The organism is Halobacillus sp. (genome assembly GCF_049282395.1).
Classification (GTDB): Bacteria; Bacillota; Bacilli; order Bacillales; family Halobacillaceae; genus Halobacillus.
This window is the reverse complement of sequence record NZ_JBAPTY010000282.1, coordinates 25,295-47,452: the sequence shown is the minus strand read 5'-3', so window position 1 is coordinate 47,452 and position 22,158 is coordinate 25,295. Positions and strand designations below refer to the sequence as shown.

Annotated in this window: 24 protein-coding genes; all 24 read right to left on the bottom strand. The window is 40.6% G+C overall.

The window, feature by feature from the left end; genetic code table 11:
- Nucleotides 1–181: 181 nt before the first annotated feature.
- A complete protein-coding gene (gene recO, locus WAM07_RS12290) occupies nt 182–925 on the bottom strand; it encodes a DNA repair protein RecO (RefSeq protein ID WP_422167242.1) in 744 nt (247 codons plus the stop codon).
- A gap of 21 nt (nt 926–946) precedes the next feature.
- Entirely contained in the window at nt 947–1,108 is a 162-nt protein-coding gene (locus WAM07_RS12285) for a YqzL family protein (RefSeq protein ID WP_422167240.1), read from the bottom strand.
- An 88-nt stretch (nt 1,109–1,196) separates the two neighbouring features.
- Nucleotides 1,197–2,102, bottom strand: coding sequence for a GTPase Era (gene era / locus WAM07_RS12280; RefSeq protein ID WP_422167239.1), 906 nt, complete (start codon nt 2,100–2,102; stop codon nt 1,197–1,199).
- A 77-nt stretch (nt 2,103–2,179) separates the two neighbouring features.
- Entirely contained in the window at nt 2,180–2,560 is a 381-nt protein-coding gene (locus tag WAM07_RS12275) for a diacylglycerol kinase family protein (protein ID WP_422167237.1), read from the bottom strand.
- Nucleotides 2,535–3,002, bottom strand: coding sequence for an rRNA maturation RNase YbeY (ybeY, locus tag WAM07_RS12270; RefSeq protein ID WP_422167266.1), 468 nt, complete (start codon nt 3,000–3,002; stop codon nt 2,535–2,537). The genes WAM07_RS12275 and ybeY overlap by 26 nt, the downstream gene beginning before the upstream one ends.
- Nucleotides 3,003–3,326: 324 nt before the next feature.
- Nucleotides 3,327–4,289 (bottom strand): PhoH family protein, encoded by a 963-nt coding sequence (locus tag WAM07_RS12265; protein WP_014643796.1) that lies wholly within the window; start codon nt 4,287–4,289, stop codon nt 3,327–3,329.
- Nucleotides 4,290–4,291: 2 nt separating this feature from the next.
- Nucleotides 4,292–5,473, bottom strand: coding sequence for a sporulation protein YqfD (yqfD, locus tag WAM07_RS12260; RefSeq protein WP_422167234.1), 1,182 nt, complete (start codon nt 5,471–5,473; stop codon nt 4,292–4,294).
- A gap of 16 nt (nt 5,474–5,489) precedes the next feature.
- Nucleotides 5,490–5,774: a sporulation protein YqfC gene (gene yqfC, locus WAM07_RS12255; protein ID WP_014643798.1), complete on the bottom strand. Its 285-nt coding sequence runs from the start codon at nt 5,772–5,774 to the stop codon at nt 5,490–5,492.
- A gap of 69 nt (nt 5,775–5,843) precedes the next feature.
- Nucleotides 5,844–6,356: a hypothetical protein gene (locus WAM07_RS12250; protein WP_422167232.1), complete on the bottom strand. Its 513-nt coding sequence runs from the start codon at nt 6,354–6,356 to the stop codon at nt 5,844–5,846.
- A 30-nt stretch (nt 6,357–6,386) separates the two neighbouring features.
- Complete coding sequence (gene floA / locus WAM07_RS12245) at nt 6,387–7,382, bottom strand: flotillin-like protein FloA (RefSeq protein ID WP_422167230.1); 996 nt, start codon at nt 7,380–7,382, stop codon at nt 6,387–6,389.
- Nucleotides 7,379–8,737, bottom strand: coding sequence for an NfeD family protein (locus WAM07_RS12240; protein WP_422167229.1), 1,359 nt, complete (start codon nt 8,735–8,737; stop codon nt 7,379–7,381). The genes floA and WAM07_RS12240 overlap by 4 nt, the downstream gene beginning before the upstream one ends.
- A 121-nt stretch (nt 8,738–8,858) precedes the next feature.
- Nucleotides 8,859–9,305, bottom strand: coding sequence for a GatB/YqeY domain-containing protein (locus WAM07_RS12235; RefSeq protein ID WP_089749083.1), 447 nt, complete (start codon nt 9,303–9,305; stop codon nt 8,859–8,861).
- Between the two features lie 22 nt (nt 9,306–9,327).
- A complete protein-coding gene (gene rpsU, locus WAM07_RS12230) occupies nt 9,328–9,501 on the bottom strand; it encodes a 30S ribosomal protein S21 (RefSeq protein ID WP_089749081.1) in 174 nt (57 codons plus the stop codon).
- Between the two features lie 385 nt (nt 9,502–9,886).
- Nucleotides 9,887–10,558: a deoxyribose-phosphate aldolase gene (deoC, locus tag WAM07_RS12225; protein WP_422167227.1), complete on the bottom strand. Its 672-nt coding sequence runs from the start codon at nt 10,556–10,558 to the stop codon at nt 9,887–9,889.
- A gap of 84 nt (nt 10,559–10,642) precedes the next feature.
- Nucleotides 10,643–11,404, bottom strand: a complete 762-nt coding sequence (locus WAM07_RS12220; RefSeq protein ID WP_422167225.1) for a 16S rRNA (uracil(1498)-N(3))-methyltransferase — start codon at nt 11,402–11,404, stop codon at nt 10,643–10,645.
- Between the two features lie 6 nt (nt 11,405–11,410).
- Nucleotides 11,411–12,355, bottom strand: a complete 945-nt coding sequence (prmA, locus tag WAM07_RS12215; RefSeq protein WP_422167224.1) for a 50S ribosomal protein L11 methyltransferase — start codon at nt 12,353–12,355, stop codon at nt 11,411–11,413.
- Nucleotides 12,356–12,568: 213 nt separating this feature from the next.
- Nucleotides 12,569–13,690 (bottom strand): molecular chaperone DnaJ, encoded by a 1,122-nt coding sequence (dnaJ, locus tag WAM07_RS12210; RefSeq protein WP_224892825.1) that lies wholly within the window; start codon nt 13,688–13,690, stop codon nt 12,569–12,571.
- A 148-nt stretch (nt 13,691–13,838) separates the two neighbouring features.
- A complete protein-coding gene (gene dnaK / locus WAM07_RS12205; protein WP_089749070.1) occupies nt 13,839–15,668 on the bottom strand; it encodes a molecular chaperone DnaK in 1,830 nt (609 codons plus the stop codon).
- Nucleotides 15,669–15,709: 41 nt separating this feature from the next.
- The gene (grpE, locus tag WAM07_RS12200; protein ID WP_422167222.1) at nt 15,710–16,246 is read right to left on the bottom strand and encodes a nucleotide exchange factor GrpE; all 537 of its coding nucleotides are present in this window, start codon (nt 16,244–16,246) and stop codon (nt 15,710–15,712) included.
- Nucleotides 16,247–16,365: 119 nt separating this feature from the next.
- Complete coding sequence (gene hrcA, locus WAM07_RS12195) at nt 16,366–17,388, bottom strand: heat-inducible transcriptional repressor HrcA (protein ID WP_422167220.1); 1,023 nt, start codon at nt 17,386–17,388, stop codon at nt 16,366–16,368.
- A 98-nt stretch (nt 17,389–17,486) separates the two neighbouring features.
- A complete protein-coding gene (gene hemW / locus WAM07_RS12190) occupies nt 17,487–18,626 on the bottom strand; it encodes a radical SAM family heme chaperone HemW (RefSeq protein WP_422167218.1) in 1,140 nt (379 codons plus the stop codon).
- Between the two features lie 75 nt (nt 18,627–18,701).
- Nucleotides 18,702–20,516: a translation elongation factor 4 gene (gene lepA / locus WAM07_RS12185; protein ID WP_422167216.1), complete on the bottom strand. Its 1,815-nt coding sequence runs from the start codon at nt 20,514–20,516 to the stop codon at nt 18,702–18,704.
- 90 nt (nt 20,517–20,606) lie between these two features.
- Nucleotides 20,607–20,894 (bottom strand): hypothetical protein, encoded by a 288-nt coding sequence (locus tag WAM07_RS12180; protein WP_422167214.1) that lies wholly within the window; start codon nt 20,892–20,894, stop codon nt 20,607–20,609.
- A gap of 27 nt (nt 20,895–20,921) precedes the next feature.
- On the bottom strand, nt 20,922–22,070 hold the full coding sequence (spoIIP, locus tag WAM07_RS12175) for a stage II sporulation protein P (RefSeq protein WP_422167213.1): 1,149 nt from the start codon (nt 22,068–22,070) through the stop codon (nt 20,922–20,924).
- Nucleotides 22,071–22,158: the final 88 nt, after the last annotated feature.

Sequence of the window (22,158 nt, the reverse complement as noted above, 5' to 3'; positions counted from 1 at the left end):
CAATATGGAAAGCCGCTTTTAAAAATGATTGCTCAGGACTGCCTTCACTGAACCATAACGCTTGTCTTCCACCGTCACAAGCTCGCTTTATAGTCTGGTTTTCAGCTACTACTTTCCTTCTTCACAACGAAATATTAAGTAGTTGAATCATACTGAATTAATAAACGAATGTCAATTGAGATCATGTGAACAAATCTAATTGTTTTAAGAACTTTTTCGATTTAAGTAAATAACCACCGTACTGATCATAATATTCATCCAGAATTAAACGCAATATCTTTTTATTCTTTTCTTTCATGGAAATCTGACCCAGCCGTTTAACGTCCATATGTACAAAGATACGTAAAAGTTTAGGCAAAGGGTCCGGCAAAGCATAAGCGTTTGGATCTTTATGTTTACAACGGTAACAAAGGAGTCCACCCTCAAGAATGGAGAAGGAATAGGGTCCTTCTTGACTGCCACAATTTATGCAGTGATCGACTACCGGAGAAAAACCAGCTTTTTTAAATAATTTCAGCTCATAAATCATCGACAATACCGCTGCATCTTTCCCTTCATTCATCCAGAGCAGGGTTTGAAGAAATTGCTCATACATAAATGGGTCCGGTTGTTTTTCATCTATCAGCTTATCCACAAGTTCTGCCAGATAAGAGGCGTAAGCGGTTTTCACAATATCTTCGCGTATTGAGCGCAGGGAGGTGATCATTTCTCCCTGACTCAAAGATCCCAATCCAGATCCTATTTGAATTAAATACATACCATGAATAAAGGGCTGGGTTACAGAGGAAGTCCGGCTTTTAGGCTTTTTAGCGCCGCGGGCCATCACCCCTATTTTCCCCTTTTCGCGAGTGAAAAATGTTACAATCTTATGGGTTTCCCCGTAATCTCTCGTTCGGATAACAATGCCTTCGACCTTTTCTAACAAAGCACTCACCTGCTTCTAGTCTTACAAATTTAAATCATCTTGAGATTCCTGTTCGATAGAGGAAGCTTGATGTTCAGGAGATTGCTGACTTTGGTCCTTCATTTCCTTCATCAATAAATAAGTTTCAATGTTTCCTGTTTGTCTGAACACATTCCATGGAAGGTTTTCGAGCAAAAGAAACACCGCCTTTCTTATATTCACTGAGCATCGGAATTACATCATTAGCATGCTTCTTAAAGGTGAAATCATAAGACTTAATTTTTTCCAACTCTTAATAATCTTCTTCGTTATACCCAAAATCACTTAGTTGAACTTGACGGTTTCTCCAGTCTTTCTGGACTTTTACCCACAGTTCTAAAAAGACTTTGCTACCCAATAAAGATTCAATATCGTGTCTGGCACGCTTGCCTATCTCTTTAAGCATACTTCCCTGCTTACCAATAATAATCCCCTTTTGGGACTTTCTTTCTACTATAATAGCAGCCTGAATATAAACCGCATTCTTATTTTCTCTTGGCTCAATTCCTTCAATTACTACCGCTATAGAATGTGGAATTTCTTCATGAGTCAAGTGCAGCACTTTCTCCCGAATAAATTCACTGATAACAAACCGCTCAGGATGATCCGTGATCTGATCTTCAGGATAAAATTGCGGTCCTGCTGGTAAATGACCTTTTAATACCTCGAGCATATGGTTGACGTTATTACCTTCTAACGCAGAAATAGGGATAATTTCTTCAAAGTCCAGTTTTTCTTTATACTGCTCAATAAGAGGCAGCAACTGGTCTGGATGTACTTGATCTATTTTATTAATAATTAAAAATACAGGCTGATTTACACGCTGCAAACGATCAATAATAAATTGATCACCACGGCCGTATCCTTCTTCAGCATTGATCATAAAAAGAATAGCATCTACTTCGTTTAATGTATTCTCCGCTACGTTAACCATGTAGTCTCCGAGCTTATGCTTAGGTTTATGAATACCTGGGGTATCGATAAAGACGATTTGAGACTCTTTATCTGTCATAACCCCCTGGATTTTATTCCTCGTTGTCTGTGGCTTGTCACTCATAATCGCGATTTTTTCTCCAATTACGCGGTTCATAAAAGTGGACTTGCCTACATTAGGCCTGCCCACAATCGTGACGAAGCCGGACTTGAATTCTTCATTCATAGTTGAGCCTCCAATGTTTCTTACGTCACTTCTTAATTTCTAAATTCACTATAAAATTCCACTTATTTCTTCATGCATTAAAATAAGGTGATCAAGCGTGGGACAAAGATAAACGCCGCTACAATTAACGAGGCAATACTAGCTATTAATACAGCCCCCGCAGCAATATCCTTCACAAGACCTGCAAGTGGGTGGTATTGAGGTGCCAGGTAATCCATCACCCGCTCAATACTTGAATTAATCATCTCCAGGGTAATGACAATGGCAATCATAATGATGAGAAGTGCCCATTCTACCGTAGATACTCTTAAACTTGCCCCTGCTGCTATACATAGAACTCCGGCAATCAAATGAATGCGAAAGTTTCTTTCTGAACTCCAAACTTCCTTTATTCCATTCCAAGCAAAACGAAAGCCGATGGACTTCTTTTTTTTATGCCCTTTCAAGTCCGAACTCATGAAGGATTTCCTCTTGTCTATTAAACATCGCTTTTTCCTCTTCTTCATTTTCATGATCATATCCTAATAAATGCAAAAAGCCGTGAAGGGCTAAGAAACTTAATTCTCTGTCCAGCGAATGACCGTAATCTTCAGCCTGTTCCTTCGCCTTATCTAGAGAAATCACGATATCGCCAAGCATGAGAGGGAGATCTTCGCTTAGAATTTTTGTTTCGCCTTCTCCTTCTTCCTGCATAGCAAAAGAAATTACGTCAGTAGGCTGGTCTTTCTGACGATAATTTCGATTTATTTCTTGAATCTCGTTGTTATCAACAAAACTTATCGAAACTTCAGCGTCAGGTTGTACCCCCTCTTTATCGCCTGCAAAACGAATAATACGTTGAATTAAATCCACATAAGCTTCGTCTACTGAATTGGTTTCATCTTGAAAATCGATTTGAATCATACTACTTCCTCCTCAAGCTGCAATTTTTACTAACCATGCTGTATTCAGGAATGTAATTTATACAATGGTTTATTATAGCTTCTTCCGTTAATTTCATCAAAGATAGCTAATGACTGTTGGACTTATTACCCACGTCCTAACTATCCTAAACAGCGTAAACATTTTTGGTTTCTTTAATAATATAAGTTCTTATAGACCATGATACCTTCAAGAGAGAAGGAAAACAAATCCAACCCGCAAAAAAAAGAAGTTTAACGCAACCCAAGTTTCACCTATGTAAAAAACTCTCCATCAAATAAAATAAGGCCCCTATAAAGGGCCTTAGGAATTGTCTTTCTCATAAGCGTCAATGATACGTTGTACTAACGGATGTCTTACTACATCAGATTGATCTAAATGAATGAAGGCAGACCCCTTTACTTTGCCAAGCTTTTCTTCTGCAACCTTCAAGCCTGACTTAACCCCTTTAGGGAGATCAACTTGAGTAATATCACCTGTAATAATCATTTTGGAACCAAATCCAAGACGAGTTAGAAACATCTTCATCTGTTCAGGCGTCGTATTTTGAGCTTCATCTAATATTGCAAAGGCATCGTCCAGGGTACGCCCTCGCATATAAGCAAGAGGGGCTATTTCAATCGTACCTCGATCAATGAGACGTGCGGTATGTTCCGTTCCAAATACATCATGAAGGGAGTCGTAAAGCGGTCGGAGATAAGGATCTACCTTTTCCTTTAAATCTCCTGGTAAAAATCCTAGACTTTCGCCAGCTTCAACTGCTGGTCGAGTTAAAATGATGCGTTTCACATCACCTTTTTTTAATGCATTTACTGCCATAACGACAGCCAGATAAGTTTTACCTGTCCCTGCTGGACCAATACCGAAAACTAAATCATTGTTCTTAATAGCAGAGATGTAATTTCTTTGTCCAAGTGTTTTTACACGAATCGATTTACCTTTACTGTTCCTTGTAATCTCATCTTCAAATAAAGCTTCGAATTGATTTATTTTACCTTTTTTGGCTAGTTCTACGGCATAAACAATATCTCTTTCCGTAATGGTTAATCCTTTACGAATAATAGCAAGCACAGAATGAAGAATATCCTCCACTAGTTGAACCTGCTCCGCTTGTCCGGAAACTCGAACCGTTTCACCTCTTGAAATAATGGTTACTTTTAATTGTTCTTCGATCTGCTTTAAATTTCTATCTTCTGTCCCAAAAAGGGCCAGCGCTTCTGTTGTATTATCTAATTGAATGTCCATTGTTTTTAAATCTTCCGGCATACTCAATCTCCTTGACTTATATACTTGGTCACTGCTATGTTTTCATGAACTTTGAATAATAGGATTAATTTTACTTTACCATTCTCCTCACGAAGGTGCAAAACTTTTTCTTTCATGATTTCAGCCTCTTTTCCAAGGTATTGGTGCAGGCTTTCTCTTGCCGTTATAATTCCCAATTTTTGAATCTTATCTTTAGATTGTGCATATTTTTTTGAATCTATTTCATAATAATGAATGGCTTTTAGGTCAATCGGTGACTTCCAGCCAAACCACTCCCAATTTGTCTCTTCGTTCTCACTTCTAAATTGTGGCCCCTTCCCCTTCCACCATCCCCATAGAGGAAGAGTTAAGGATCCAATTTTAAATTGGTATTCTCTTACTTCCAGTCCATCAGTCAACTGAAGTACTTGTGTCATCGGAAGATTTTGATCGACTTTATACCAGGTTTCGGCGATGACCTCCCCCTCTGTATGGACAAGTATATCTTTATCTTCTACCAATTGCCCCGTTGCCAGTTTTTGGCCTTTTTTAACTACATCATTCACCGTCACAAGTGGTCTTCCTTTTTCAATAAACGTTTTTACTATCATGCCCTTTTTTTCTGCCACCAAATCAGAGGGACGAAGGTTCTTATTTGTATCATGCCTGGTCTTTTCTACACCGTACAGCTGATAACTTGTCCCCTTCTTATTAACGCCTATCCATAAAAGATCAGGAATATCATCAAGCAGCTTTCTTTGTATATCATTAGGTTCGTCCATACCAATAGTCAGCTTGCCTGGGGAAACCCCATAGGTTTTTAATTTTTTTTCGACGTTAGCTTCCAATTCGGGAGTCAAACCTTCTACTTTAATAGACCAAAGTGTATTAGCTAATAAAAAAACGACTATAACGGAAAGCATGAAAGCGGCCATTAAAGCTTTTCGCTGTGTGATTCTCCTGTAATAGAATGGAAGGCCTCTTCCTCCCAAGATCGAAAGTTTACAACGATACTTTTTCCGTAACTGTCTGAAGGCTTTCCATTCACTAAGTCTAATCGTCATTACTGCTTCATGTTCATTGACTCGCTTAATATTTGAAATTACACATCCCCTTCGTACGCACGCCTGGAGGAATGGTTCAATCATTTTTCCTTGCACCTTAATTCTCATGCTGCCTTGAAAGAAGTCATGCTGCATCCTCATAGTCACCTACTCCCCCTTAAGCTTCAGGCAGGAATTCCACCGATTTTATTTCTCCCTCTAGCAATAGTTCTTCTTTCAGCATCATCTTTACCCCGAGATCTTTTCCAATTATCTTCACTTGGCCCTGCTTATATTGAATCCTTACTTCATTATCTGAAAAATGCAAAAGACCCGTGTGATTCTCTATGTACACATGAATCGACCCAATTGTCGTGATTCTGGGTAAATCAAGCATCACATCGGAAGGTAAATCGAAATAACGTCCGATCCACGTACGGATTTGCTTTTGCCATTTAGTCATTCGACTCACCCCTCTTTTTATTTATACGAAAAACGCACGAATTGTATCACTACAATTCGTGCGTTTCGTTTATCTTTTTCTTGGATGGGATTGATGAGGCTTATACGCCCGGGGCTGCCCGAGAACCTCTGCTGCAAGAACCCCTTCAGCTAATCGTTTCTTATCCCATTTATTCAATTTTTTAAGTTTAGGAAGATCAGGTACATGGTCTTCCTGGGGCACATAACGCTCCATTTGCCCTTCCTGGATCTTCCCAGTGGTATGAATATCCTTGTTCGGTGTTTCGTACGTGAACGTTCTCTGAGGGTCTTGAGAAACTTTATCTTTTGAATACCCTTTGATTTTTTCCTGTTGTTCTTCATAGTACTCTTGCAGACTTTTCTGACCCGCTTCCGTTCTTAAAGGACCTCGATCCTCCGCTTCCTCAGAAGGTGCGCTTGGATACCTGGATGGTCCAGGCTGTTTGTGTTTACGTTCATCTTCCTGATCATTTCCCATTCGGCTGAAAAAACTAATGATACCACCTATAACAGCAGCTACGATGAGAAAGTTACTGAATAATAGTTCAAAAAGGTCTCCCATAATAATTCTCCTTTTCACTAATCAAGGGGATTAACTTTCTTCACCTTCGCCCTGCTCACCCTCAGACATTTTGCCAAGTGTATTTCTCATGTCGGTGTCAGCATTAATATTTTGGTAATTCATATAATCCATGACACCCATTTTTCCTGAACGAAGTGCTTCTGCAAGAGCTTGAGGAACTTGAGCTTCAGCTTCCACCACTTTAGCCTGCATTTCCTGAACGCGGGCACGCATTTCTTGTTCTTGAGCAATCGCCATGGCCCGGCGTTCTTCGGCTTTAGCCTGTGCAATATTTTTGTCAGCTTCTGCCTGGTCTGTCTGCAGGATCGCACCAATGTTCTTACCAATGTCAATATCCGCAATATCTATAGATAAGATTTCAAACGCCGTCCCGGCATCTAACCCTTTTCCTAATACATTTTGTGAGATCATATCAGGATTTTCCAACACTTTATTATGGTTTTTACTTGAACCAATGGTTGATACAATACCTTCCCCTACACGGGCTATAACCGTATCCTCACCAGCACCACCGACTAAGCGGTCGATATTAGCACGTACCGTAATACGTGCTTTAGCTTTTACTTCTATACCATCCATAGCAACACCCGCAATAAACGGGGTTTCAATGACTTTTGGATTTACGCTCATTTGGACAGCTTCCAAAACATCACGGCCGGCCAGGTCAATCGCAGCGCAGCGCTCGAAACTCAATTCAATATTTGCACGCTGAGCAGCAATTAGCGCGTTAACCACCCGGTCAACATTACCACCGGCTAAATAGTGACTTTCCAATTGGTTGGTATCTACATTTACACCGGCTTTATGAGCTTTAATCAATGGATTAATGACCCTGGAAGGTACAACTCTTCGTAACCGCATACCAACTAGAGTGAAAATACTGATCTTGACTCCAGCTGCCAGTGCGCTAATCCAAAGCATCACCGGGATAAAAGTAAATAATACAGCTAAAACAATAATAATGACGCCAATGACAATAATTGGCATAAGTTCTTGTAACGTCATTCTTTCTCCTCCTCTTTCTCTTTTGATGAAAGCTCACGTACAACTATACGGGAACCTTCCGTTTTCAAAACTTTAACCGATTGTCCAGTGCCCACAAATCCTCCCTCAGTTACTACATCCAGACGTTCACCATCGAAAACCGCGGTACCTGAAGGTCTGAGAGGAGTCATGGTTTCTCCAACCAATCCAATCAATTCTAAGCGGCTGGTAGAGGATAAATATCCTCTCTCTGCTGAGGTGGAATCCTGAAGGATAATATGACGGAAAAAACCTCGCTCCAGCCCCATGGTCTTAAACAGTACGACAGAGACAATAACGGTCGCAATTAAGGCTATTCCAATACTCATAGCCATATGGCCCATATCCGCAGATGAAAGCATAAGAGAGGCTACAATAGAAACGACCCCCGCAATTCCAGCAATACCTCCTGGTAGAAAGATTTCCGCTATAACAAGGCCTATTCCAAGTATTAGCAAAATAATAGCTTCATATCCAGCAAGTCCTGCTACAATGTGGCCATAAAAGAATAAAACGAGTGAAAGCAGTCCCATTATTCCCGGTATTCCAAAACCCGGGGAATACAACTCCACAATCAGCCCGAGACTTGCGACGGAGAGCAAAATAGGAATGACCACCGGATCGGTTAAAAATCTGGCTAAGTTCTCTGCCATTGTAGGATTATTTTCAGTTACTTTCGCTTCAGACAATCCTAACTCATTAAGTAATTCAACACGGTCTTCTACAATACCTTCTGCATACCCTACTTCTTCGGCTTCACTTGGTCCAAGTGTTAGAAATTCTCCTTCAGCGGCGTTATATTCGGGAAGGTCTATGCTGCTATCAGCCATTGCGCGGGCGTAAATAGGATCCCGTCCATTGGATTCAGCAGCAGCTACCATGGAGGATATCCAGGCAGACTGAGCTTTTTTATCAGCAGCTGTACCATCTGAGTTAATTACTCCTGAAGCACCCATAGTTGCTTGCGGTTTCATATAAATATTATCCGCATTGAGAGCTATATAGGAACCCGCTGAATATGCCCGACTGGTGATAAAAGCCGTATTCGGGATATCAAGGTCCTGAAAAATCTCACCTATATCCCCAGCAGCATCTACCCTGCCCCCAGGTGTATCTATTTCGAATATAATGTGATCGACACCATTTTCAGCAGCTTCTTCCGTGGTCCTTTTTAGAAAAGCAGCCATCCCCCGTTCAACTGTATCTTGTACAGGAATAATATAAACCTGCTCTCCTTCTCCCTGAGCGTGAACAGAAGAATAAAGGTGAAAGATGGACAAAGCAGCGGCAAAAACTATCATGCAAAAGATTATGGATAAACGAAAAGTCCTTTTCATTAAACGATCACCTCCTTATGCTTATTAGCTTTCCCAAGGAATACTACATATACGAATAGAACACCCTGCAGGTTTCAAAAAATATAAAAAGACCTCTCTTTAAAAAGAGAGGTCTTTATATTTAAGATAATTGCTGAAGTACAAGCTTATTGACTTTGGAGCCATCGGCTTTACCTTTAACTTTTGGCATTACAGCACTCATGACTTTACCCATGTCACTTTTCGATGTAGCTCCTACCTCTTGAATTGTTTCTTGAACAACTTGATCAAGTTCTTCATCTGAGAGCTGTTTCGGCATATATACTTGTAAAATCTCAATTTCACGCTCGAGTCCTTCTACAAGATCTTCGCGTCCAGCTTCTTTAAATTCGTGGAGGGAATCTTTTCTCTGCTTAACCTCACGGGTTAATACAGTTAATTCTTCTTCTTCAGTTAATGAATCTTTTCCCAATTTAATCGCTTCATTTTGCAAAGAAGCTCTAGCCATACGGATCGTAGACAGTTTTTCTTTGTCACGAGCTTTCATAGCAGTTTTCATATCCTGGGTCAGATTTTCAGTTATAGTCATCGTTCCGCACCCTCTTTAGTTACTACTTACGCTTTCTAGCCGCCTCAGACTTTTTCTTACGGCGTACGCTAGGCTTATCGTAATATTCACGCTTACGATATTCAGCTAATGTACCACTTTTTGATACATCGCGCTTAAAGCGACGAAGAGCATCTTCAAGAGACTCGTTTTTACGAACGCGAGTTGTGTTTGACATGCAATTTCCCTCCCTCCGAAGCAAAAACCTGATTCTTTGTATAGGAACCTCCCATACCTTTGACAATTATATTATATGGTTTAAAAGCGGTCAACTTTTTTATTCAATACTTTTTGATAAATCACCTATTTTTCCACGTGATGATTCAGTTTTAAATATGTAGACTTGCCTAGATAGAAAGGGATTTCCAACTTTTCCAAATCTAGAAGTCCATCCTATAGAAAAAATTTATCTTTATAATGGCAGTCTTCAATTCGAGTGATAGATAGGCGCTTATTCTTTCACTTCACTATGCTTCCTCACCCTTTGATTTAAATCTAATTGTAACAGATATGGAAAAAAAAGAAAGCCGCTAGCTTTTCAGCAGGACGGCTCCCTTACAAAATTAATAATCTGACGTGCCCTGTTCGCCCTTAAGAATAGAAATCCCTGCACTGGCACCTATTCGAGTTGCACCAGCTTCGATCATTTCATTTGCACCTTCATAATCGCGAACACCGCCGGAAGCTTTAACTCCCATTTCCGGTCCTACCGTTTTACGCATAAGACTGATATCAGCAACAGTTGCTCCACCGCCAGAAAATCCTGTTGATGTTTTTACATAATCCGCTCCCGCTTCTTTAGCAAGGTAAGAAGCTTTTTCTTTTTCTTCTTCAGTTAATAGAGACGTTTCGATAATTACTTTTACGATTGCTTTTCCTGCTGCTTCACGTACAACAGCTTCTATGTCTGATTGTACGGCTTCAGCATTTCCTGACTTAAGCTCACCGATGTTAATAACCATATCCACTTCCTCAGCACCTTTTTCAATGGCCTGACGGGTTTCAAAGGCTTTTGTTTCTTTAGTGGAAGCTCCTAATGGAAAGCCTATAACCGTACATACTTTTACATCCGTGTCCTTTAACTTTTCATAGCAATAGTCTACCCAGTAAGGATTTACACAAACGGAGGCAAAGTCGTACTCTGCAGCTTCTTCACATATTTGAGTAATCTTTTCCTTGGTTGTGTCTGGTTTTAATTGTGTATGGTCAATCATCTTTGCAAGATTTTGTCCCATGTATTTAATCTTCCCTTCTGATTTTAGAGTTGTTCGTACAACTAATTTTAACATACCTATGCATATTAAGGAATCCAAGCTTCTTCAGCTATTCTTTCCTCTTTCCTCAAAATGATAAGAAAGAGTGGATAGGAAATATAAAGGCGCAGTTTCCATACGAAGAATTCTCGGACCAAGTCGAACCGTCAAAAAGCCTGCATTCACTAAATCACTAACCTCTTTTTCAGAAAAACCGCCTTCTGGTCCAAAAACGACCAGAACCCTCTCGTCCGGCTTTATCATTTCTAATATAGAGGCGAGCGGTCGAAATGATTTGCGTCGTGCTTCATCTGCATGTGCCAGGATACACCAGTCATATTCTTTAGTTAAATGAATGAGCTCTTGAAAGGACAATAGAGAATGAATCTCAGGAATACGAACTCTTTCCGATTGCTCACTAGCTTCTTTAGCAATCTTTTGCAGCCGTTGAATTTTCTTTGCTGCCTTTTTTTCATCCCATTTAGCCACTGAACGCTCAGCCTGATAAGGAATAAATGTATAGGCTCCAAGTTCAGTTCCTTTTTGAACGACTTGCTCTAACTTGTCCCCTTTACCAAGGCTTTGAACAATACTTACCTGAACGGGAAGTTCACGATTTTCCTCTAACCATTCCTCTACCCAGCATTCTACATGATTGGACGTTACTTCTGAAATTTTGCATATAGCCGCCCCAAGTTCGGGGTGAATTCCGATCAGCTTGTCTCCTTTATCCATGCGCATGACTCGTGAAATATGATGCACGTCTTCTCCTGTAATCCACAAGCAGCAGTTTTCCCAACTAGATTCTTCTACAAAATAACGCTGCATGCAAAATCACCTTGACTCTGGCTTTCTGGCAATAATACTGATCCAGTCTTCCATTTTATTTGTCTCCACAATATCAAAACCGGAACTTTTCAGACGATCCAGCACCATTTCCTTTTTACCAGATATAATTCCGCACGTAATAAAATATCCTCCAGGCTTAACGACTTTAAAAGCATCATCTGTAAACCGAACGATAATTTCAGCTAGTATATTAGAAACAATCAGATCCGCTTCCTGTTCAACTCCTTCAAGAAGATTATTAAGTTTTGCGGAAACTTGATTTTCAACCCCATTCAACTCGGCATTGATCATGGTACTTTTTACTGCAATATCATCCATATCAAACGCATGAACGTGGCTTGCCCCTAATAAAACAGAGGCCACACTTAATATTCCGGAGCCTGTCCCTACATCCAATACTAAATCGTCTTTTTGTAAATACTGTTCCAAAGCCTGAATACTAAGAACAGTTGTCGGATGAGTACCTGTCCCGAAAGCCATACCGGGATCCATTTCAATGATTATTTCATCACTGGAAACAGGAGTATAATCTTCCCACGTCGGCATAATGGTAATCCTCTCAGAGATCTTAACCGGCTTGTAATACTTTTTCCAGGCTGTCGCCCAGTCCTCTTCCTGAACCTCGCTAAGTGTTACTACATTTCTTCCCACATCTATCCCAAACTCGTGGAGGTTGTTTATAGATTGTTTAATTTCCTCAATCGTCTCCCCTAGAAAGCTGTTCATAGGTAAATAAGCTTTAACATAAACTCCTTCTTCAGGATAATCTTCAGGGTTCAATTCATAAATTTCTCCCAGGTCAGTCTGGCCTTTCATCATATCCTGGGGGTCTTCAATTACGACTCCGCTTGCTCCTGATTCGTGTAAAATATTGGATATTGGTTCGATCGCTTCGTTAGTTGTATGAATACAAAATTCAGACCATTTCATTGGACTCAACTCACTTTATAGTTTTTTATTGCCAGTATGCGAGTACCTGCAGGCTAGATTTTCTGTCTTCGGCTACGTTATTCGCCAGAATTGATAACAGTAAATAGAATTTTATCTCATATAAAAAAAGAGTGTCTGAACGATTTACGGGACCTTACAGATTTAAAACCCTGTGAACCGTTTGTCGTTCCAGACACTCTCCTTTTTATTCTATCAGTCACCTTTAAAGGCGCGCTTCATACGTTCAAAAAAGTTACCGTGCTGCTCTTCTGTAGCGTCGTTTCCGCTAATATCATTAAACTCACGCAGCAGTTCTTTTTGCCGTTCTGTAAGATTTTTCGGTGTGATAATTTTCATTTTCACGTGCTGATCTCCTTGACCGCGCCCGTGAACATTTGGAGCACCTTTTTCTTTCAGACGGAATGTTTTACCCGTTTGAGTACCTGCCGGAATCTTAAGCATGACTTTTCCGTGCACTGTTGGCACTTCAATCTCATCACCAAGTGCGGCTTGAGCGAAAGTCAGCGGAATCTCGCAAAAGATGTGGTCTCCATCGCGCTGGAAGAACTCATGAGGCTGAACGCGGATCACTACAAACAGATCGCCTGCAGGTCCCCCATTTACTCCTGCCTCACCTTTTCCTTGGACACGGATTTGATGACCTTCATCGATACCTGCCGGGATATCAATATGAATTTTATTACGTTTTGTGACCCGGCCATCGCCGCCGCAAGTTTGACATTTATCTTTAATAATTTTACCGCTTCCCTGACAGTAATGACATACTCTGCGGTTAACTACGCGGCCAAACGGTGTGTTCTGCTCCTGGTTGATTTGCCCACTGCCTTCACAGTGTGGACACGTGTCTGGCGTAGTACCAGGTTTAGCACCAGAACCATCACAAGTATCGCAGGCTTCTTCAACTGGAATTTCAACATCAGTGCTCTTACCAAATATGGCTTCTTCGAATTGTAGAGTCATGGTGTATTGCAAGTCAGCGCCCTTACGTGGAGCGTTTGGATCACGCTGACGGCCACCACCGCCAAAGAACATATCGAAAATATCTCCAAAGCCGCCAAAGTCTTGACCGCCTCCGAAACCACCAAAGCCTTGGTTAGGATCCTGATGACCAAACTGATCGTACTGAGCACGTTTTTGCTGGTCACTTAACGTTTCGTACGCTTCTTTCGCTTCCTTGAATTTCTCGGAAGCATTTTCCTCTTCACTAACATCTGGATGATACTTTCTTGCTAGTTTTCGGTACGCTTTTTTAATTTCGTCTTTAGAGGCATCCTGGGATACACCCAGCACCTCATAATAATCGCGTTTACTCACTTGTCGATCACTCTCCCGGACACTATTACATAACGTTTATATTAACATTGACTGGTTTGTTGAAGCAAACAGGATGGAGTTCATCCCTACGTGAAAAAAAGTCAAAGTCAAGAAGATCCTGACTTTGACTTTTCTTTTTTACCTATTATTATTTTTTGTTCTCGTCATCGTTAACTTCTTCATAATCAGCATCCACAACATCTTCATCAGCGCCGCCTTCTTGGCCTTGCTGTGCTTCAGCTTGCTGCTGAGCCTGCTCGTAAAGCTTCACAGATAGAGCTTGAACTTGTTCTTGAAGAGCATCTTTCTTCTCTTTAATCGCCTCTTGGTCTTCACCTTCAAGTGCGGTCTGAAGTTCTTCTTTAGCTGTTTCAGCTTTTTGTTTCTCTTCTTCGCTTACTTGCTCACCAAGATCTTTAATGGTCTTATCTGTGGTGAAGATAAGCTGGTCTGCTTCATTGCGAAGCTCAATTGCTTCACGTTTCTTCTTGTCTTCTTCTGCATTTTCTTCAGCCTGACGAACCATATCTTCAACTTCTTCATCAGAAAGACCTGAAGAAGATTTAATCGTAATGGACTGCTCTTTGTTTGTACCCATATCTTTAGCACGTACATTAACAATTCCGTTTGCATCAATATCGAAGCTTACTTCGATTTGAGGCACACCGCGTGGAGCCGGTGGAATATCAGTTAGTTGGAAACGGCCAAGCGTTTTGTTGTCCTGTGCCATTTCACGTTCACCCTGGAGGACGTGGATGTCAACCGCTGTTTGGTTATCAGCAGCTGTAGAGAATACTTGCGAATGGCTAGTTGGGATCGTTGTATTACGCTCAATAAGCTTAGTCGTAACTCCACCCATGGTCTCAATACCAAGAGAAAGTGGTGTCACATCTAGAAGTACAACATCTTTCACATCACCTTGAAGTACTCCACCTTGAATAGATGCACCAAGTGCCACTACTTCATCAGGGTTTACTCCTTTAGATGGGTCTTTACCTACTTCTTTCTTGATCGCTTCCTGAACTGCAGGAATACGAGTGGAACCACCTACTAGAAGTACTTTATGAATGTCGCTTGCGCTCATGCCAGCATCTTTCATAGCTTGACGAGTCGGCTTCATAGAACGCTCAATTAGATCAGATGCAAGTTCTTCGAATTTAGCACGTGTTAGATTCATTTCAAGGTGAAGCGGTCCAGCCTCTCCAGCTGTGATAAATGGAAGCGAAATCTGAGTCTGCGCTACACCAGATAGGTCTTTCTTAGCTTTTTCAGCAGCATCTTTCAAGCGCTGTTTCGCCATTTTATCTTGAGATAGATCAATGCCATTTTCTTTCTTGAATTCAGCTACCATGTGATCAATGATAACCTGGTCAAAGTCGTCACCACCAAGACGGTTGTCACCGGCAGTAGCTACTACTTCAAAAGTACCTTCGCCAATGTCAAGAATAGATACGTCGAACGTACCGCCGCCAAGGTCATAGACTAGAATTGTCTGATCCTGATCTTCTTTATCGATACCATAAGCGAGAGCTGCTGCTGTAGGTTCGTTGATAATACGCTCAACCTCAAGACCTGCAATTTTACCAGCATCTTTCGTAGCTTGACGTTCAGCATCATTGAAATAAGCAGGTACAGTAATAACTGCTTTATCTACTGTATCTCCCAGGTAATCTTCTGCATAATTCTTGATGTATTGAAGGATGATAGCAGAAACTTCCTGTGGAGTGTACTCTTTTCCTTCTACTTCTACTTTGTGATCTGTACCCATGTAACGTTTAATGGAAAGAATTGTGTTAGGGTTTGTGATTGCTTGACGCTTAGCTACTTCCCCTACTTGACGCTCCCCATTTTTAAAAGCAACGGCTGATGGAGTCGTACGGTTACCCTCTGGATTAGGGATAACTTTTGATTCTCCACCTTCCATTACAGCTACACAAGAGTTTGTTGTACCTAAATCAATTCCAATAATTTTACCCATGGTTTTGTGTCCTCCTTTACCTTACTACATCCAATGTTAATTTACTGATTTACTTTTACCATAGCCGGGCGAATAACCCGATCATTTAGCCGATACCCTTTTTGCAGTTCTTCTACTACAATGTTGGAGCCGAAGTTTTCATCTTCGACTTGCATCACGGCCTGGTGGAGATGAGGATCAAACTCTTCTCCTTGAGATGCAATCTCTTCCACTCCCTCTTTCTCAAGAGCACTGTGGAATTGTTGATATACCATTTTGATTCCTTCAACAAATTTCTGAGATGCATCTCCATCTACTTCAACCTGCAAAGCTCTTTCGAAGTTATCCATTACAGGAATTAACTCTTCAACTAAGCTTTGCGATTTATATTTCCGATCCGCTTCTCTTTCTTTCTGAGTACGGCGTCGGAAATTATCATAATCAGCTTGAAGACGAAGCAAACGGTTCTGCGCTTCTTCTTTTTCCTCACGCAGCTGCTCCAATTCAGAGCTTTCCTCTACTACTTCTTCATCAGCTGTTAGATTTTCTTCATTCGTTTCATCAATAATTTCTTGATTCTGCTGCTTACTTTCTTCCACGACTTCCACCTCCTAAATTCCAATTCACCGTTAATGACTATAACATGAATTTTTATGCTGAAAAAGCAATATACAATAAAGAAGCGATGGGATAAAAAACCGCTCTTTATGATGAAAGGTTAGTACCATCCTTTGAACGTTTCCGTCATGTGTTTAGATAAAACATTCATTAATGAAAACATCCGGTTGTACTCCATACGTGTGGGACCTAGCAAAGCAATAGTACCTATTTGGTTATTGCTTAGTTTATAACTAGCTGTGATCAGGCTGCAGTTCTGCATCGCATCAAAAGGATTTTCCTGACCTATTCGTACATTAATACCTTCCTCACCTGAACGCAGTAAGTCTGCGATATCATTCTCCTGCTCGATCGTAGCGTATAAAGACCGCACCTTATCGAGGTCCCTAAATTCAGGCTGCATCAGAATGTTCGTTTTACCACCAATATAAAGCTTAGTGCTGTGATCATCCAGAAGAGCAGCCTGTAAGTAAGAGAATGCCTGTTCATGCTGATCCGTATGGGTCTTAAGCAAATCACTAATTTCAGTATGCAGCTTTTCATGCAGCTTCACTAAGGGCACACCTTGAAGACGATTGTTCAAAATGTTAACCATTTTTTCAAGGTTTGAAGGGTTTATTTCCACAGGAACATTGAATGCTCTATGTTCCACGTGGCCTGTATTGGTAACCAGAATAGCAATCGCCGATTGATCATTCAACGGAACAATCTGGAGCTGTTTTAATTTGGTTTCAAACACTTCAGGACCAAGAATAATAGACGTATAATTTGTTAAATCTGACAGAATACCGGCAGATTTCTGCACGACTCTCTCAAATTCAAGCATCTTGTCGTCGAAGGCTTCCCTAATAGTCATTATTTCTTTGTTCGACAGACGTAAAGGCGCAAGAAGGTGATCCACATAAAATCGGTACCCCTTCTCAGATGGAACTCGTCCAGAAGAAGAATGGGTCTTTTCAATATATCCCATTTCTTCAAGGTCTGCCATTTCATTTCTAATTGTAGCTGAACTAAACGTTACAGCATCTTTTTTAGCAATTGACCGCGACCCCACAGGTTGTGCAGTCAGAATGAAATCATCAATAATCACTTGCAAAATGAGCAATTGTCTTTCAGTTAACATCGATGATCACCTCTGTTAGCACTCGAATAAAGTGAGTGCTAAATCTAATAATAAATTATCAAAAGGGGTTGAGGATGTCAACGGATAACATTTAATTTTTAGTCATCAATAAGAAATTCTTGAAATACTTCATTTCCCAGAATCCGTCCGCGAGGAGTTAAGTTAATTTTGTCACTTTGCTGCTCAATTAATCCTCTTTTTTTCAGAGATGGAAACGCCTCTCCAAACACTTCTTCTGCGTCACGATTGTACTTTTCACGAAATCTTGTCAATGAAACCCCGGAAGTTTTTCTGAGGCCCAGAAACATTTCCTCTTCCATTTGCTCTTTCACACCTATGGGTTCCTCATGAAGAACTGGTTTCCCGTTTTCCATTGCTTGTTTCACATACGCGGGTAGCGGACGTATATTAATCGTTCTTTTGCCTGGAAGGTATCCATGTGAGCCGGCTCCGATTCCATAATAATATTCATTATTCCAGTATGTCAGGTTATGCTTGCTTTCAAACCCTGGTTTTGCGAAATTACTGATCTCATATTGCTGGACACCGTTTGCCGCGAGTTTCTCCTGAAGCATTTCATACATTTGGGCTTCATCTTCTTCAGGGGGCTTCACTAAAGTTCCCTTATTATAACGCTGGTAAAACACCGTCTTAGGTTCAATTTGCAGCGAGTAAGAGGAGTAGTGGGGTAGACCGAATTGAAGAGCCTCATCAATCGTTTTTTCAAAATCTTTAACACTTTGCCCAGGAAGAGCATACATGAGATCAATGCTTACGTTAGATAACCCTACTTGCAGGAGACGATCAATATTGGTGTACACGTCTTTCACCCGATGGACACGACCAATTTTTTCAAGCATGTCATCATCGAAAACCTGAACACCTAAGGAAATTCGGTTCACTCCATAATCTTTCAGCATTTGAACTTTCTCCAAATCCAGATCTCCCGGATTTGCTTCAAACGTATATTCTTCACATGCAGCTATATCAAAATGATTATGAATCATATCAAGGAGCTTTCTCAGCTGTTTGTGGGTTACAACTGTTGGAGTCCCCCCACCGACAAAAATGGTTTTTACTACAGCTTTTTCTCCAGGTACGTAAGTGTGTATTTCCTTTTCTAACGCTTCCAAATATTCATCAGCGAGTTTCTCGTTATAAAAAAACTTTGTAAAGTCACAGTAATGACAAATCTGCTGGCAAAAAGGAATGTGAATATAAGCGGAAGGTATATTCATAGATGTTGTTCCACCTTTCATAAGGAAAACCGCAAGAGATTCACTCCTGCGGCTTTATTCATTATCTTCATTTTATTAATCTTCACTCAGATCCAGCACGGACATGAAGGCCTCTTGAGGAACTTCTACCGAACCAACCATTTTCATACGTTTTTTACCTTCTTTTTGTTTCTCAAGAAGTTTACGCTTACGGGAAATGTCGCCTCCGTAACATTTGGAGAGTACGTTTTTACGCATCGCTTTAATCGTCGTACGGGCAACAACTTTAGTTCCAATCGCTGCTTGAACAGGGACTTCAAACTGCTGCCTGGGAATAAGGTTCTTCAATTTTTCAGCAATCAGTTTTCCACGTTCATAAGCAAAATCGCGGTGAACGATGAACGATAAAGCATCAATCGTATCTCCGTTCAACAGGATATCCATCTTAACTAAATTAGAAGAACGGTATCCAATCAGTTCGTAATCGAAAGAAGCATACCCTTTAGTCTGAGACTTCAGGGAATCAAAGAAATCATAAACGATTTCTGAGAGTGGAATTTCATATACAATATTAACTCGATTATCGTCCAGATACTGCATATCCATGAAATTTCCGCGTTTCCGCTGACAAATTTCCATGACAGGACCTACATAATCATTAGGAACCATAATGGTTGCTTTTACGAAGGGCTCCTGTACTTCTTCAAGTGTTTGATTATCCGGCATCATGGATGGGTTATCGACTTCTTTCTCTTCCCCGTCCGTAAGTTTCACTTTATAAATTACACTCGGTGCTGTAGTAATGAGATCAATTTTATATTCGCGCTCTATCCGCTCCTGAATAATTTCCATATGAAGCATTCCAAGAAAACCACAGCGGAAACCAAAGCCTAAAGCATGAGAAGTCTCAGCTTCATACTGCAAAGAGGAATCATTTAGTTCAAGACGTTCAAGAGCATCTCTTAAATCATTGTATTTATTAGCATCTACCGGATACATTCCGCAGAAAACCATTGGATTCATTTTTTTGTAACCTGGAAGCGGTTCTTTGGCAGGATTATTGGCTAAAGTTATTGTATCACCTACGCGCGAGTCTCCAATATTTTTTATAGAAGCGGTCAAATAACCGACATCACCTACCTGTAATTGTTTTAAAGGGGTTGGTGTCGGTCGGAACACCCCAACCTCATTTACTTCAAATTCTTTTCCTGTTGCCATCATTTTAATCTTGTCGCCGACTTTAATAGAGCCCTCGCGTACACACGTGTAGGCAATAACTCCTCTATAGGAATCATAAAGAGAATCAAAAATCAGTCCCTTGGTTGGAGCTTTAGCTTCTCCTGCAGGTGCAGGGATGTCGGAAACGATACGTTCTAAAATTTCATCGATCCCTACCCCTTCTTTTGCTGAGGCTAAAATAGCATCAGACGCATCGATGCCAATCACATCTTCTATCTCCTGCTTAATCCGGTCAGGATCAGCTCCTGGAAGATCAATCTTATTAATAACTGGAATAATTTCCAGTTCATTCTCTAAAGCCAGATAAACATTAGCCAGGGTCTGGGCTTCGATACCCTGAGCGGCATCAACCACTAGAATAGCACCTTCACAAGCAGCTAAGCTACGGGACACCTCATATGTAAAATCGACATGTCCTGGTGTATCAATTAAATGAAAAGTATAGTCCTCTCCATCGTTAGCTTCATAGTTAAGCTGGACAGCATTCAACTTAATGGTAATGCCTCTTTCTCTTTCTAAATCCATCGCATCAAGAAACTGTTCCTTCATTTCTCTTTGCGTTAATGCTTTTGTTTTTTCAAGGATTCTGTCAGCAAGCGTTGATTTCCCATGATCAATATGGGCAATTATCGAAAAGTTGCGGACTCTATCCTGATTATATTGACTAGTCAACTTACATCACTCCTACTTAATTCGGCACACATAACTAGCCTGATTATAGCAATAGGAGCTTGATTATTCAATGTCTAAGCTGAATCGATTCTATGGCGAACCCGGATTGGAGTGTATAAACTCAGCCAGTACCAGAATAATTCCATTAAAGCTTGCAGCCACTCCTTCCCCTATCCCTGCAGCAACTTTTACAATAAACGGAATATCCTCTATGGTTTCAGGGGGAGAGCATGGATCGACGGCAGCCGATTTCTTCGGTTCTTTTTCTTGAACAATTGGGGTCGGTTCTATCTCTTTTTCCTGACTCTTGTCTATTCCATATAAAGATCCTGCCACAAACAACGCTCCACTTAACAGAATAGCTACCAGCCACTTCATAATGCACCTCCCCCCCATAACTACTTTTTAAGAATCGTTCGATACTTTTTCGGCATTAAAATAATATTCACTGAACACCTCTGCCATTACATCTGCAGAACGATACAATTCATCCAGGTTATTTTCTACTCCTCCGAACTCTACCACGATTAGATTAGGATCGAGATCCTGATTATATATTCCATCTACTCCAGAACCTTTCTTCGTAATAACTCCCCGGCTAATTCCTGGATATTTACTTTCCAAAAGCTTATGCAAATCAGAGGCGAATTTTAAATTTTGTTCATACTGACTATGTTCAGCTCCAATAACAAAGATAAAGCGCGCATATTCTTTTCCATTGATGTTGACTGTAGTATTCTCTCTAGGAAGGCTGTCCCGATGAAGATCAAAATAATATTGAAGCGATTCATTCTGGCTCATAGCTTCTTTAATTACAGGTCTCATCGCATCATAGGACTGATAGTGTTTCATTCCTTTTTGTTTTAAGATAGAAGCCACATCAGTAAGATCGACCATTGCACCTATTCCCTGGTTTTCTAAGCTCTCTGCCAGCCGCTTACCTACAAGAGTAATATTTACTTTACCATCATAAGAAGTTGAACGATCAGGCAAATGAGGGTAAAAGGATTCTGTGTTATGAGTATGGGAAATGAATACACGATTTTCTTTAATCGGTTGATTGCCTTCAGGTGAATCCTGCTGGTTCTCCTCCACGTCCCCTTCCTCCCCCTTATGATCTACGTCCAGCGGGGGATCTGACTCTATAGGAAGGGTTGCAAAGTTCGTACCTTCCCCGGCTATAATGATCTGACTGTTATAAAATGAGAGACCAGGAATTTCGCGCCCAAGCAGACTCCTTGGGTCATTAGGCGTTAAGCTTGTCAAAAGTTTGAACGCTAAAGTTGATAAGCCTGGAATACGGTTTTCATCAGGATGAGCTCCTGAAAATGTTCGATTTTCCATTTCAAATAAGTAAATAAACGAGCTTCCTTTTAGTTGTGTTGTCCATTCTTGGATTGTATCCGAATACAGACGGTAAGTTGTCTTAGCACCGGTTAACAAACCTATGCCTATAAACAACAAAATCAATACAGCCGTCCCTGCGACCAGCCATTTGGACCATAACCTTATGATATGGGGACGTTTCTTTTTCCATTTTTTGTACTTAGGCATAAGAAAAATCCTCTCCTCATCCAAACTCTATCTAGTAAATGGTATGAGAGAGAGGATTTTAATAGAACCCTCTTCTATATTTAATTCA

What these genes read in the sequence shown, in the direction of transcription:
- era (WP_422167239.1), bottom strand. Translation starts at nt 2,102, where the DNA reads ATGAATGAAGAATTCAAGTCCGGCTTCGTCACGATTGTGGGCAGGCCT.
- WAM07_RS12275 (WP_422167237.1), bottom strand. Translation starts at nt 2,560, where the DNA reads ATGAGTTCGGACTTGAAAGGGCATAAAAAAAAGAAGTCCATCGGCTTT.
- yqfC (WP_014643798.1), bottom strand. Translation starts at nt 5,774, where the DNA reads ATGACTAAATGGCAAAAGCAAATCCGTACGTGGATCGGACGTTATTTC.
- hrcA (WP_422167220.1), bottom strand. Translation starts at nt 17,388, where the DNA reads ATGTTAACTGAAAGACAATTGCTCATTTTGCAAGTGATTATTGATGAT.
- WAM07_RS12250 (WP_422167232.1), bottom strand. Translation starts at nt 6,356, where the DNA reads ATGGGAGACCTTTTTGAACTATTATTCAGTAACTTTCTCATCGTAGCT.
- yqfD (WP_422167234.1), bottom strand. Translation starts at nt 5,473, where the DNA reads ATGAGGATGCAGCATGACTTCTTTCAAGGCAGCATGAGAATTAAGGTG.
- dnaK (WP_089749070.1), bottom strand. Translation starts at nt 15,668, where the DNA reads ATGGGTAAAATTATTGGAATTGATTTAGGTACAACAAACTCTTGTGTA.
- WAM07_RS12235 (WP_089749083.1), bottom strand. Translation starts at nt 9,305, where the DNA reads ATGACTATAACTGAAAATCTGACCCAGGATATGAAAACTGCTATGAAA.
- rpsU (WP_089749081.1), bottom strand. Translation starts at nt 9,501, where the DNA reads ATGTCAAACACAACTCGCGTTCGTAAAAACGAGTCTCTTGAAGATGCT.
- deoC (WP_422167227.1), bottom strand. Translation starts at nt 10,558, where the DNA reads ATGGGACAAAATCTTGCAAAGATGATTGACCATACACAATTAAAACCA.
- WAM07_RS12265 (WP_014643796.1), bottom strand. Translation starts at nt 4,289, where the DNA reads ATGCCGGAAGATTTAAAAACAATGGACATTCAATTAGATAATACAACA.
- floA (WP_422167230.1), bottom strand. Translation starts at nt 7,382, where the DNA reads ATGACGTTACAAGAACTTATGCCAATTATTGTCATTGGCGTCATTATT.
- prmA (WP_422167224.1), bottom strand. Translation starts at nt 12,355, where the DNA reads ATGAAATGGTCTGAATTTTGTATTCATACAACTAACGAAGCGATCGAA.
- hemW (WP_422167218.1), bottom strand. Translation starts at nt 18,626, where the DNA reads ATGAATATACCTTCCGCTTATATTCACATTCCTTTTTGCCAGCAGATT.
- WAM07_RS12220 (WP_422167225.1), bottom strand. Translation starts at nt 11,404, where the DNA reads ATGCAGCGTTATTTTGTAGAAGAATCTAGTTGGGAAAACTGCTGCTTG.
- WAM07_RS12180 (WP_422167214.1), bottom strand. Translation starts at nt 20,894, where the DNA reads ATGAAGTGGCTGGTAGCTATTCTGTTAAGTGGAGCGTTGTTTGTGGCA.
- WAM07_RS12240 (WP_422167229.1), bottom strand. Translation starts at nt 8,737, where the DNA reads ATGAAAAGGACTTTTCGTTTATCCATAATCTTTTGCATGATAGTTTTT.
- spoIIP (WP_422167213.1), bottom strand. Translation starts at nt 22,070, where the DNA reads ATGCCTAAGTACAAAAAATGGAAAAAGAAACGTCCCCATATCATAAGG.